General features: G+C 69.9%; 9 protein-coding genes and 1 tRNA gene. 3 read left to right on the top strand and 7 right to left on the bottom strand.

Annotated elements, in window-relative coordinates:
- Positions 1-91 precede the first annotated feature (91 nt).
- The 6 genes from ACWD68_RS06530 to ACWD68_RS06555 all read right to left on the bottom strand — a co-directional run bounded on the left by ACWD68_RS06530 (position 92) and on the right by ACWD68_RS06555 (position 6492).
- On the bottom strand, positions 92-580 hold the full coding sequence (locus ACWD68_RS06530) for a sensor domain-containing protein (protein ID WP_451805355.1): 489 nt from the start codon (positions 578-580) through the stop codon (positions 92-94).
- Between the two features lie 154 nt (positions 581-734).
- On the bottom strand, positions 735-2429 hold the full coding sequence (locus tag ACWD68_RS06535) for a long-chain-fatty-acid--CoA ligase (protein WP_451805356.1): 1695 nt from the start codon (positions 2427-2429) through the stop codon (positions 735-737).
- 71 nt (positions 2430-2500) lie between these two features.
- Positions 2501-2929 carry a hypothetical protein gene (locus ACWD68_RS06540; protein ID WP_451805357.1) on the bottom strand — a complete coding sequence of 143 codons (429 nt, stop codon included), beginning with the start codon at positions 2927-2929 and terminating at the stop codon, positions 2501-2503.
- Between the two features lie 177 nt (positions 2930-3106).
- A complete protein-coding gene (locus ACWD68_RS06545) occupies positions 3107-3745 on the bottom strand; it encodes a lytic polysaccharide monooxygenase auxiliary activity family 9 protein (RefSeq protein ID WP_451805358.1) in 639 nt (212 codons plus the stop codon).
- 138 nt (positions 3746-3883) lie between these two features.
- Complete coding sequence (locus ACWD68_RS06550; protein WP_451805359.1) at positions 3884-5071, bottom strand: SPFH domain-containing protein; 1188 nt, start codon at positions 5069-5071, stop codon at positions 3884-3886.
- 59 nt (positions 5072-5130) lie between these two features.
- Positions 5131-6492 carry a peptidoglycan-binding protein gene (locus ACWD68_RS06555; RefSeq protein ID WP_451805360.1) on the bottom strand — a complete coding sequence of 454 codons (1362 nt, stop codon included), beginning with the start codon at positions 6490-6492 and terminating at the stop codon, positions 5131-5133.
- A gap of 185 nt (positions 6493-6677) precedes the next feature.
- Between ACWD68_RS06555 and ACWD68_RS06560 the strand changes: the two genes are divergently transcribed.
- From ACWD68_RS06560 to ACWD68_RS06570, 3 genes are all read left to right on the top strand, one after another.
- A tRNA-Lys gene (locus ACWD68_RS06560) sits at positions 6678-6751 on the top strand.
- 434 nt (positions 6752-7185) lie between these two features.
- A complete protein-coding gene (locus ACWD68_RS06565; protein ID WP_451805361.1) occupies positions 7186-9129 on the top strand; it encodes a glycosyltransferase family 2 protein in 1944 nt (647 codons plus the stop codon).
- Positions 9126-11063, top strand: coding sequence for a galactose oxidase-like domain-containing protein (locus tag ACWD68_RS06570; protein ID WP_451805362.1), 1938 nt, complete (start codon positions 9126-9128; stop codon positions 11061-11063). Before ACWD68_RS06565 ends, ACWD68_RS06570 begins: the two co-directional genes overlap by 4 nt.
- An 83-nt stretch (positions 11064-11146) precedes the next feature.
- Here ACWD68_RS06570 and ACWD68_RS06575 read toward each other — a convergent pair whose 3' ends face one another.
- Positions 11147-12163: a glycoside hydrolase family 6 protein gene (locus ACWD68_RS06575; RefSeq protein WP_451805363.1), complete on the bottom strand. Its 1017-nt coding sequence runs from the start codon at positions 12161-12163 to the stop codon at positions 11147-11149.
- Positions 12164-12565: the final 402 nt, after the last annotated feature.

Below are 12565 nucleotides of genomic sequence, written 5' to 3' on the forward strand. Positions count from 1 at the left end.
ACCCGTATCCGCCTGACCGAGCCCACCTCGACATCCGGTCCGCAAGCGGCCCGGATGCTGCCGCCTGCCCTCCCGAACCTCGATTTTCCGATCAGTCGACCAGCCACAGTTTGGCGATCCGGGTCTCGCCGCCGAGGAGCGCGAGCTGGACCGGTGCTCCGATCATGGCGCCGGGGATCCCGAGGATCACGGCAAGGACCACCAGGTCCAGCGGCCACAGCACGAAGGCGAGCAGCACGGCGTACGCCAGTTCCCGCCAGGTCGCCTGCTCGGCGAACCGGAGTCCGGCCCAGGCCGCCAGTCCGGGCCGGTCCGGAGTGCGGTGCGGGTCTCCCTGGCTGCTGCGGGAAGACGCGGCGGGGCCCGTAGCGGCCGGTGCGTCCACCCGCCGCAGCCGCCACCGTTCGACCACTCCCACGGGTATGCCGGTCAGCGCGAGCAGCCCGAGCAGGGGCAGCCCTACGAGGAGGGGGGTGAGGGCCGCGCCGACGGCACCGAGGGCGAGCAGCCCCACCGACAGCGGGGCGCCGACGAGCACCCCGCCCACGAGATATCCCGCGTACGCCACCGGACGGATCATGCGGCCACCGTAGGCGCGCCCCGACACCACGGACCATCCGGCCAGGGGGTGTCCGCGGGGTGGGGCCGGCCCTACCTGTCCCGGGGCCGGCCTGTCCGCGCACCTGGTTCGCCGAGCGCCCACCCGCCGGGGTGACCGCGTGCCCGCCCGGTGCCTAGCGCGTCAGCAACTCCTCCCGCCCGCGCACCCGGTACCGGGCCACCAGTTCGTCCACGTCCGCCGCCAGCAGTGTCCGGTAGGCCGGCTCCCCCGGGGGCCGCCACCACACCGGGTCCGGACAGCGGAAGCCCTCGCGTCTGAGGCCCACCCGGTGGATCTTGTTGGTGGCGGTGACGGGCATCCTCTCCACGATCCGCACGAACCGGGGTGCCATCTTCGTGCCCAGGTCCGGCTGGGCCCGCAGGAACTCCGTGAAGGACAGCGGGTCGAAGCGGGCCCCCTCCTTCAGCGCCAGTGTCGCCATCACCTGGTCGCCCGCCACCGGGTCCGGCACGGCGTACACCGCGACGGCGGCGGCGTCCTCGTACCGGGCGAGGATGTTCTCGATCATCGCGGCGGCGAGGTTCTCGCTGTCGACGCGGAGCCGGTCGTCGGTGCGTCCGGCGAAGTAGAGGAAGCCGTCGGCATCGCGGTAGAAGAGGTCGCCGGTCCAGTACCAGTCCTCCTCCGCCTCGGCGTCGCCCTGCCGCGGGGACTCCCCCCGGCGGCGGGCCGCGTCGGCGTCGGGATTGCGCCAGTACCCCTCGAAGGGGCTGGCCCCGCGGTTCACCAACTCCCCTATCGCCTCGGCACCGTTGAGCAGGCGTCCGTTCTCGGCGAGGACGGCGGGCGGGCACTCGCGCCGGGTCGTCGGGTCGATCACGGCGAGGTCGTCGGAGGGCGCCGCCCGTCCGATCGCCCCGGCCGGGGTGCCGGGTGTGCGCTGGATGGCGGCGCCGCCCTCCGAGGAGCCGTACCCCTCGATCAGCCGCGCTCCGAAGCGCTGCTCGAAGGCGGCCGCGTCGACCGCGCCGGCCTCCGTGCCGAATCCCATGCGCAGGGGGTTGTCCCGGTCGTCGGGACGGGCGGGCGTGGCCAGCAGATACTGCACGGCACGGCCGACGTAGGTGAAGTACGTGGCCCCGCAGGCCCGTACGTCGGGCAGGAACCCGGAGGCCGAGAAGCGGCGGCGCAGTGCGATCCTCGCGCCGGCCGCCAGCGCGGGGGCCCAGTCGGCGATCACCGCGTTGCCGTGGAACATCGGCATGCAGATGTAGTGGGTGTCGTCCGCGCGCACTCCGAAGTGGTCGACGAGCGAGAGTCCGGCCGCGGCGATCCTGCCCTGGGTACAGATCGCGGCCTTGGGCGCGCCGGTCGAACCGGAGGTGAAGAGCAGCAGGAAGCGGCTGTCCGGGCTCGCCCCGCCGGCGTCGGGCTTCGCGCCCTCGTAGGACTTCAGGAGGTCGGTGTAGGCGTCCGTGTCGGTCACCAGGACGCGTACACCGGGGAGTTCGAGTCCGTCGAGGAGAGGCAGGTGGGCCCGCTCGGTGACCAGGACGCGGCACGCGGTGTGCCGGATGTCGCGGGCCAGTTCGGGGCCGCGCCGGGTCGGGTTGATCCCGGCGACGGCGGCACCGGCGAGGGCGGCGGCGCTCAACCACAGTGGATATTCGGGGGTGTTGTCGAGCAGCACCCCCACATGCGGTTCGGCGCCGGGGGGCAGCAGCTCGGCGAGCAGCGCGGCCCGCGCGGCGGCGCCCGCCGCCACCCGGTGGTGGCTGATGAACCGGCCCTCGAACCACAGCCCCGGCCGGTGGTCGCCCCACCGTTCTCGCACGAGCTCCCCGACGGTACGCCTGCTGGACGTCATGGCAGCGTACGGTAATTGACGGATCGTCAGATGTGGAGGGGTGTAGGCGCCCCGGCTCGGGCGTGCGCGCCTCAGATCCCGCCGAAGAGCGCGTCGCCGCTCGCGGAGATCTCGTGATAGGTGATCATGAAGCCGACGCAGAAGGCGACGATCACACCGAGGAACGCCACCATGACGACGGTGCCCGCGGCCGCCCTGACCGGGCTCGGCGCGTGCGCCGTGGCCTTCTCAGGGCGCTGGGCGGTGTAGTGCACGGTGACGATGTCACCCTCGACGACCGTCGGACGTCCGTTGCTCTCCTCGAAGCGGATGGCACGGCCGTCGCGCGTCGTGAACTCGTAGACGTGGTGCAGGGTCGTGGTGACGGAGGTGTCGTTGCCGCCCCCGCTGACCGTCGTGTACGAGCGCAGGCAGCGCGCCTCCGCGGTCAGTCCGCTGCTCCAGGCGCTGTCGCAGCTCCAGCGAGCGGCGGACCATCTTGGCCGCCGCGAGCAGCACAACAGCGATGATCAGGGTGGGCAGGACATAGAAGAAGACACTCATGACGATCCCCCGTCGGTCGGATACGGCTCCCCGCACGCCGACCTGGTCGAGTCGGCGTGCGGGGAACATACCCGCACCGAAGGCGTCCGCGCCTCAAGGAAGGCTCAGAACCAGGGGTTTTGGACGAGCGGACGTCAGAACGTGACGTCCGCGCAGGAGTAGAACGCGTTCGTCGTGTCCGCGACCGTCCACACCCCGAGGATGATGTGGTGTCCGCTCCTGCCGCTCGGCAGGGTGCCGGTGTGCGAGAGCGTCGACGGCGGACGCTGACCGTTGTAGGGGACCGTCAGGAACGGGGTGGTCTCCAGGTCCGCGCGGGTCAGCGCGTGGTTCTGGTTCCAGCCGGTCTTGGTGATGAAGTACTTGAAGTCGGTCGTCGCGTGCATCGCGGTGAACTGCCAGCGGAAGCTGTAGCTCTGCCCCGCGGTGACCCTGGTCGTCGGCCAGGCGGTACCCGCGGGGGTCCTGGGCTGGTCGAGCTGGCCGAAGTTGGTGTGGTTCGCCGAGCAGATCCGGCCGTCGGCCGGGCCCGCCGCCGGGAAGCCCTTGAGGCCCTCGACGCTCTGCGGCTCCCATTGGATGTCACCGCAGTTGGCGACGGTGCCGCCGTTCGCGGCGCACATCTTCTGCCGGCTGAGCGGCTGGTCGGTGTAGCCGTGGGCGCTGGCTCCGCCGGTGGAGAGCACGAAGGTGCCCGCCGTGGCGAGACCGAGCGCCGCCGCGTACATCTTTGCTTTTCTGCTGGTGAGGGACTGGCTGGTCCGTATGCGCATGCTGGCGCTCCTGGAGGACGTGGGGGATGTTCCCGTGAGCTGTGCGCGCGATGTTCAGGTCTAGACCAAGTCCCAGATTATTGCGGGTAGTTGAACATGTCCATACCAATAGCGAACCTGTCCGTCCCGCCGGTGGCCCTACGAGGACACCTCCCCGCGCCCCGTGCAGAACGCCACCGTCAGGTCCTTCACCAACGCCTTGCGCTCGTAGTCGTCCAGTTCCACCAGCCCCCGCAGGGTCAGCCGGGTCACCGTGTCCTCCACCGAGTCGACGACCGAGCCGAGCACGCTGTCGCGGTGCTGGGCGTCCAGGGCCGCGATCCGGCGGCGCTGCATCACCGCCGCGATCTCGGGCGCGTACTCGATCCGGGTCGGCTGCGCGGAGAACACCTCCAGACCGACCGGGGCCGTGTCCGCGGCCACCATCCGGGTCAGCGCCTCACCGACCGCGTCCGTGTTGCGCAGGGTCAGGTCCCTGACCACGGCGGGCGGCAGTTCGGCCGGCAGCTGCGAGAGCACCCGCGAGAGGGCCGCCTCCACGCACTCGCGCAGATACGTCTGATGGTCGTCGACCGCGAGGGTGGCGCGCGCGGTGTCCTTGACGCGCCACACGACGAGCACCACCACCCGCAGCGCGACCCCGTTCGCGTCGACCACGGACATCGACTCGCTCCGCCAGTGCCGCAGCCGTACGTCGACCCGGCGGCGCAACACCAGCGGGTTGAGCCACATCAGACCGGTGCGCCGGACCGTGCCGCGATAGCGCCCGAACAGACCGAGCACCCAGGCCCGCCCGGTCCGGCCGCGGGCGAGACCGCCGAAGCCGAACAGGCCGAGGGCACCCGCCCCGGCGTACGCCGCCCACTGCGCGGGCCCGAGTCCGGCACCCGCGGACCCGGGCAGCTCGAGCGCCTTCAGCACAGGGGCCGGCAGCGCACCCGCCCACCACGTGGTGAGGGCGCATCCGGCCACACCGCAGGCCCCGGCCAGCACACCCGCCGCCCCGGGCAGCACCCGTGCGGGCCGTTCCACCAGCTCGGGGTCGACCTCCGGCACCGGGCGCGGGGGCCGGCCGTCCGCGGGCCGCCGGACCCTCGGCTGCTCACCGGTACCGCGCCGACGGCCCACGACGGCGGGCGCGAGCGGCACGGACACCGGCTCGGGGTCGTCGCGGAAGAGCAGGTGGAGGGGGATCTCGGTGGTCACCTCGTTCTGGATGAGCCGGGCGGACCGCGGACCGCCGCCGCCCTCGGCCGCCGTGTCGGACCGAGGTTCCGACGAGGGCGCCCCCTCGGACTCCGGGGTGTGTGACGTCGTCGTACTCATAGCTGCCTCCATGCCTCCGCGCCTGGAAGTGTGTTCACGAGCCGTGCGGGACCGCCGGTTCAGGAGAAGAGCCGCCGCCAGGTCTCCGGTCCCGGATAGCCGTCCGCCGCCCCGCCGCGCCAGCCCTGGGCCCGCTGGAACGCCTCGACGTTGCGCCGGTCCGCCTCGCCCCAGCGCGGCCCGGGACCGGTCGTGTAGTACGTGCCGAACCCCTTCTTGACCAGCTGCTTGCCGAGCCGGGTGACCTGGGCGTCGTTCGCTCCGGGCCGGAACACCGCGCGCCCCGGATAGGCGGGCACGGTGGGCGAGGTGCCCGGCACCGACGGCACCTGGGGCCCGGGGCTCCCCGTCGCTCCGGCGATGTTCCTGCCCTTCTTCCCGGCCAGGTACGACCAGGTCGTCGGCCCCGGCAGCCCGTCCGCGTCCGCCGCCGTCCAGCCCTGCGCCCGCTGGAACGCCTGGGTGGCCCGCTGGTCCGCGCTCGACCAGCGCGGCCCCGGTCCCGTGGCGTAGAAGCGGCCCGCGCCGCGGTCCACCAGGAGCCGGCCGAGCTGGGTGACGTACGCGTTGTTCGCGCCGGGCCCGAAGTACGCGGCGCCCGGATAGCGGGTCGTCGTGCTCGGAGTGGTCGGCGCCGGACCGCCCGCGCCCGTGCTCAGCCCCTTGTAGCGGTAGGGCACATAGCGGTCCGAGTTCGTCCAGTAGGCGTACGGGGTGGACCGCTTCCTGGCCTGCGGCGGGCTCTGCTCGTAGGCGATGTAGTAGGTGTGCGTGTAGTCCGTCCAGCCGCCGAAGATGACGACGTGCGAACCCTTCTCCGGGTTGGCGGGATTGTGGAAGAGCAGCATGTCGCCCGGCTGGAGCTGGTCGCGGCTGATCTTCACCCCGAAACTGTCGAGGCTGCCCGTCCATTCGTTGCCCGGCAGGCTCCAGGCCATCGAGACGAAGCCGGAGCAGTCCTGGCGGTACCCGTCCCGCCAGTACTCGCTCATGCTGTACGGCACCCGCGCGTCGATCCAGGTCTTGGCCCGGTTGATGATCGCGGCCCGGGTGGTGGCGGGCCGCTTGACCGTCTGTCCCGGCTGCGCCGGTTTCCCCCCGGGGCCGTGCAGCGGCTCCTTGCTGCCCTGGGGAGTGTCGGGCTCGTCGGCCGCGGGCACGCCGGGCCGGGCGGGACCGTGCGCGGCCGCCGCGGCGGGCACCGCGCCGAGGACGCTGCCCGCCGTGGCGGCCAGCGCGAGTGCCATGGGAGCCCGCCCCACCCGGGCGAGGCCGCGAACATGGGCGAGGGCCGCCGGACGGCCCACCGGACCGGACGGCCCGATCCGTGAGGAAAGGGGCAGGACGCGCCGCCAGTGAACGCATCCGGGGCAGTCGCAGTCGCTCGCGGGATCGAGTTCCTCGAATACCGGAGTCTCCATGCGCTGCCCCTCACACTCCAGATGGAAATGTCCGCATTTCTGCACATTCGTCAGTTTCTCAACTGTCATCCCGTGTCGCACGTTGACGGTCCGAATGATGTACGGGACCGCTCCCACCTGCCACGGAGCACGCCCTCCCGGTCAGAAGCACCCTCCCGGGTCGGGTAGAGTTTCCGCGTCAGCAGGCGCCGCTAGCTCAGTTGGTTAGAGCAGCTGACTCTTAATCAGCGGGTCCGGGGTTCGAGTCCCTGGCGGCGCACAGACCGACGGGCCCCCTCGCAGCGACGAGGGGGCCCGTCGTCGTACCGGAATGTCCGCCACCGGGATACAGTGCCGACCCCCTTCTCGCACTCACGTCCCAATGAGCGCGTATGAGCGGTTAACACCGCGTTTCGCATCTTGCGATCATGGCGGACGGCGTAGAACCCTGGGCTTCACAAGACTGTCGATTTACGGCAGTTGAGACAGGTGGGGGCAGGACCGGTTGCGGCCACGAGGGGCTGGGGGCCCATTCGTGAACGATGCCGAGGGGGGCATCATGCAACCGGAAGGCCGTAGTTCCATGTCTATATGGTGTGAATGATGTGGTGACGCCGGCCGGCCAGTGACTGCGTCCGCATGGGTCGAGGGGGACCCGGGCGAACGAAAGTACCGACGAACACGCACCCGACGGTGCGTGCGGGGGGATGACTCATGACGCCGACGGGCGCCCGGCAGAATTTCGACGGCTCGGAAACGACTCAGCTCCGTGTGCCATCGCACCGGACGGGCAGCTTCCGCAGGATCAAGAAGTCGCTGCCGAGGTACGACTACGAGCACTACAGCCGGCTCGCGGGACCCCTCACGCAGCCCGATCCGAGCAAGCCGTACAAGGTGCAGTACCGCTCCCTGCTGTCGCAGGAGCCGCACCGCATACGGGCGGCGCTCATGCTGGGCGCGGCACCGCTTCTCTCGCTGGTCCTGCTCGGCTGGCTGCTCCAGCCCGACCACTGGACCGAACGCGACTATCCCGCCTACGACTTCCTGCCGGCGCTGGACATCGTGATGCTGGTCTCGATCGGACTGATCGAGTTCTTCCGCTGCATGAACGTTCTGTCCAACGCGCACGCCACCCTGGTCGCCCGCGACCCTGTCCCGGTGGTGCCCGAAACCGGCACGAGAGTCGCCTTCCTCACCTCCTTCGTACCCGGCAAGGAACCCCTCGCCATGGTGACGAAGACCCTGGAGGCGGCCGTCAAGCTGCGCCACCGGGGGCTTCTGCACATCTGGCTCCTCGACGAGGGCGACGACCCGGAGGTGAAGGAGGTCTGCGCGCGCCTGGGCGTGCACCACTTCTCCCGCAAGGGCGTCGCGAAGTGGAACCAGGCCAAGGGCCCGCACCGCGCCAAGACCAAGCACGGCAACTACAACGCCTGGCTGGAAGCCCACGGCGACGACTACGACTACTTCGCCTCGGTCGACACCGATCACGTGCCGCTGCCCAACTACCTGGAGCGGATGCTCGGCTTCTTCCGTGACCCGAATGTCGGCTTCGTCATCGGCCCGCAGGTGTACGGCAATTACGACAACCCCATCACCAAGGCCGCGGAGTCCCAGCAGTTCCTCTTCCACGCCCTCATCCAGCGGGCGGGCAACTTCTACGGCTCCCCGATGTTCGTGGGCACCTCCAACGCCGTACGCATCAAGGCGCTGAAGCAGATCGGCGGCCTGTACGACTCGATCACCGAGGACATGGCGACCGGCTTCGAGATGCACCGCGCCAAGAACCCGGCGACGGGCCGCAAGTGGAAGTCCGTGTACACACCGGACGTGCTGGCCGTCGGTGAGGGACCGGGCGCCTGGACCGACTTCTTCACCCAGCAGCTGCGCTGGTCGCGGGGCACCTACGAGACGATCCTCAAGCAGTACTGGAAGGGCTTCTTCTCGATGCCTCCGGGCAAGCTCTTCAACTACACGATGATGATCATCTTCTATCCGATGTCCGCGCTCAACTGGATCCTCGCGGCGCTGAGCTGCGCCCTGTTCCTCGGGCTCGGCGCATCGGGCGTGAACATCGACCCGACGGTCTGGCTGATGCTGTACGGCAACGCCTCGGCGCTCCAGATCGGCCTGTACATCTGGAACCGCCGCCACAACGTCTCGCCGCACGAGCCCGAGGGCTCCGGCGGTGTCGCCGGCATGGTGATGTCGGCGCTCTCCGCACCGATCTACGCACGGTCGCTCATGGACGCCGTGCTGCGCCGCAAGAGCAAGTTCGTGGTGACGCCCAAGGGCGATTCGGCCAGCCCCGACACCCTGTTCGGGACCTTCCGGATCCACCTGTTCTTCATCCTGGTCTTCGCCGGCTCGATCACCGCCGGCTTCGTCTTCGGGCACTCCCACCCCGCGATGATCACGTGGGGGACGTTCGCCCTGCTGATCACCGCCTCGCCGATCTTCGCCTGGCGCTGGTCCATGCGCCAGGAGCGCAAGAAGCCGCCGGCGGCGCCCGACGACCTCCGCGTTCCGCAGCAGGCCTCCGTGCCGCAGCAGGAACAGCACGCCCCACACGCGCCGCAGCCCAAGCCCAGCTGGGCCGCCGCGAACGGGGAGAACGACCAGACCATGCAGATCGCCCTTGGGGGACGTAAGAAATGAAAGACGGTGCCCGTCGCCGCCGCGCCCGCCGCCTCGGCATAACCGGGGTGGTGGTGCTCGCGCTGGCCGGAATGAACGGGCCGTGGCTGTATCGCTTCGGAACGAACAAGTACCACCAGTACACGATCAACAAGCCGGAGTACAAAGCCGCCAACGGCCACTGGGACATCGTCGATTTTCCGGAGGAGTACCGGCTCAACACGATCCACGCGGCCCTGCTGCACACCGGCAAGATCCTGCTGATCGCGGGCTCCGGCAACAACCAGGACAACTTCGACGCGAAGAAGTTCGACACGCGGATCTGGGACCCGGTCAAGGGCACGATCAAGAAGATCCCGACGCCCGCCGACCTGTTCTGCACGGGACACACGCAGCTCGCCAACGGCAATCTGCTGATCGCCGGCGGCACCAAGCGGTACGAGACGCTGAAGGGCGACGTCACCAAGGCCGGCGGCCTGATGGTCGTCCACAACGAGAACCCCGACAAGCCCATCACGCTGCCCGCGGGTACCAAGTTCACCGGCAAGAAGAACGGCAAGACCTTCGTGTCGAAGGACCCGGTGCTCGTCCCGCGCGCCAAGAAGGTCTTCGACAAGGCGACCGGCGCGTTCCTGCGCAACGACCCGGGCCTCGGCCGCATCTATGTCGAGGCGCACCAGAGCGGCCAGAAGCACGAGACCGGCACCCAGGACAACTACCGGATCCAGGCGCTGACCGGGACCGACGCCCGCAACACCTACGGCATCGCCCAGAAGCTCGCCCTGGACAAAAAGGACTTCCAGGGCATCCGGGACGCCTACGAGTTCGATCCGGTCGCCGAGAAGTACATCAAGGTCGACCCGATGAACGAGGCGCGCTGGTACCCGACGCTGACCACCCTCAGCGACGGCAAGGTCCTCAGCCTCTCCGGCCTGGACGAGATCGGCCAGCTCGTCCCGGGCAAGAACGAGGTCTTCGATCCGAAGACCAAGAAGTGGACGTACGCCAAGGGCGTCCGCCAGTTCCCGACCTACCCGGCGATATCCCTGATGCAGAACGGCAAGCTCTTCTACTCGGGCGCGAACGCCGGCTACGGCCCCGACGACGTGGGCCGCGACCCCGGCGTCTGGGACCTGGCGAGCAACAAGTTCAGCAAGCTCAAGGGCCTGAGCGACCCGAACATGATGGAGACGTCCGGCACCGTGCTGCTGCCGCCCGCGCAGGACGAGAAGTACATGGTGATCGGCGGCGGCGGGGTCGGCGAGTCCAAGCTGTCCAGCAGGAAGACCCGGCTGATCGACCTCTTGGACAAGAATCCGAAGTTCGTGGACGGGCCCGAGCTGGAGAAGGGCACCCGCTACCCGCAGTCCTCGATCCTGCCCGACGACACCGTCCTGGTCTCCGGCGGCTCCGAGGACTACCGCGGACGCGGCGACTCCAACATCCTCCAGGCGCGGATCTACAACCCCGGGCCGAACTCCTTCGACCGGGTGGCCGACCCGCTGGTGGGCCGCAACTACCACTCGGGCTCGATCCTGCTGCCGGACGGACGCGTGATCTTCTTCGGCTCCAACTCCCTCTACGCGGACAAGGCCAACACCAAGCCGGCCACCTTCGAGCAGCGCATCGAGATCTACACGCCGCCGTACCTCTACCGGGATTCGCGGCCCTCGCTGTCCGGCGGGCCGAAGACGATCGCCCGCGGCGCCTCGGCGGACTTCACCTCGGCGCACACCTCGTCCATCAAGACCGCCCGGCTGATCCGGCCGAGCGCGTCCACGCATGTCACCGATGTCGACCAGCGGTCCATCGCCCTGGACTTCACGAAGACGAAGACCGGGATCTCGGTGACGGTGCCGAAGAACCGGAATCTCGTGCAGTCCGGCTGGTACATGCTGTTCGTGACGGACGACCAGGGCACTCCCAGCAAGGCCCAGTGGGTCAAGGTGCCCTGATTCCGGGGCAGTTGCCCGTGCATACGTGACTGAGGCGCCCTCCGCGGGAATCGGAGGGCGCCTCAGTCACGTACCGGCTGCCACTAGTCGGAGGCCTTCGCGAGCTTCAGGGCGTACTCCGCCCACCATTCGCCCGCCTTCGGGCCGCCCTTGCACGTGCCGTCCGACTCGCCCGGCCGCTTGACCCACAGATACGCGTCCACGAGCGGGTCGGCGGTCTTGGTCGTCGGGCTCTCGCCGAGCGCGCGGCCCGGCGGGTTGCACCAGTTCTCGTCGGCCTTGCCGCCCGTGTACGGACCGTTGCCGTTGCGGCTGGTGTCGATCACGAAGTGCTTGCCGGCGACCTTCGCGGCCAGCTGCTTGCCGTAGGCGACGGAGTCCTCGGTCGAGTAGAAGTTGGAGACGTTGACGGAGAAACCGTCGGCCTCGGCGATGCCCGCCCACTGCAGCGGCTGGAAGATCTGGTCGGGGTGACCCCAGCCCGCGTTGCCCGCGTCCAGATACACCTTCGTGTTCTTCAGGGACTTGAGCCTGCCGATGGCGCCCTTGAGGAGGTCGTAGCGCTCCTCGTGGAACTCCTCCGGCGTGCACTGGTTGACCAGGTGCAGGAGGGCGTCCGGTTCCAGGATCACCGTGGCGGGGCGGTCCCCGATCCCCTTCGCCACCCCGTCGATCCAGGTCCGGTAGGCGTCGCCGTCGGCGGCGCCACCCTGCGAGAACTGGCCGCAGTCGCGGTGCGGGATGTTGTAGAGGACGAGGATCGCGGCCCGGTCGGCCTTCTCCGCGGCCTCGGTGAAGCCGCGCGCCTCCTGCTCCGGGTTCTCCGCGCCGATCCACTCACCGGTGGGCTGCTCGGCTATCTTGCGGATCTGCTCGGAGTCCTTGCTCCTGCCCGCCTTGGCGTAGGCGGCGACCTGCTCGGCCGCGTTCCCGTCCGGATTCACCCAGAACGGGTCCGCGTTCTTCGGTTGCTGTGTGACCTTGGCTCCGGAACCCTCGTCCTTGCCGCCGTCGCCCCCGGAGGAACACCCCGCGAGCAGCAGTGCCGCCCCCAGCACCGCCATGGACGCCCGTGCCCCGGCCCCCCTCTTGCCGTACATGCAACTCCCCCTCGGGTGCACCGTCCTAAGTCTCAATCGTGACATACCCGCCGCGCGGCAAACGAGGCCGCCCGACCCTTGTCGGCGAGCTGTTACAGCCCCGCCTCCGTGGGCGCGCGCGCCGGCGCCCGCTCCCCACGGACGAGCGACGCGGGTCCCGGGCCGCGTCATGGACCGGGGCGAACGGAACGCATAGTCATCCGAGCTTCCGGAAAGGCTTCCGGAGCGACCGCGCCCGACCTGCGGGCATCGCCCAGCGCCACTCGTCGCGGACTTGGCGTCGAACAGCCTGGGGGCCATGCCGCTCACCTGTTCCAAGGTGCCTCAAGCGGGCCCGGCCCCCCGCCAGTTGCTCCGGCCCGACCACCCCGCCCGGGCGGACGGGCTCCAGACCTCCCGCGC

The organism is Streptomyces sp. NPDC005141 (assembly GCF_053599975.1).

Coding starts and splice junctions, on each gene's coding strand:
- ACWD68_RS06530 (WP_451805355.1), bottom strand. CDS start 580: ATGATCCGTCCGGTGGCGTACGCGGGATATCTCGTGGGCGGGGTGCTC.
- ACWD68_RS06535 (WP_451805356.1), bottom strand. CDS start 2,429: ATGACGTCCAGCAGGCGTACCGTCGGGGAGCTCGTGCGAGAACGGTGG.
- ACWD68_RS06545 (WP_451805358.1), bottom strand. CDS start 3,745: ATGCGCATACGGACCAGCCAGTCCCTCACCAGCAGAAAAGCAAAGATG.
- ACWD68_RS06550 (WP_451805359.1), bottom strand. CDS start 5,071: ATGAGTACGACGACGTCACACACCCCGGAGTCCGAGGGGGCGCCCTCG.
- ACWD68_RS06555 (WP_451805360.1), bottom strand. CDS start 6,492: ATGGAGACTCCGGTATTCGAGGAACTCGATCCCGCGAGCGACTGCGAC.
- ACWD68_RS06565 (WP_451805361.1), top strand. CDS start 7,186: ATGACGCCGACGGGCGCCCGGCAGAATTTCGACGGCTCGGAAACGACT.
- ACWD68_RS06570 (WP_451805362.1), top strand. CDS start 9,126: ATGAAAGACGGTGCCCGTCGCCGCCGCGCCCGCCGCCTCGGCATAACC.
- ACWD68_RS06575 (WP_451805363.1), bottom strand. CDS start 12,163: ATGTACGGCAAGAGGGGGGCCGGGGCACGGGCGTCCATGGCGGTGCTG.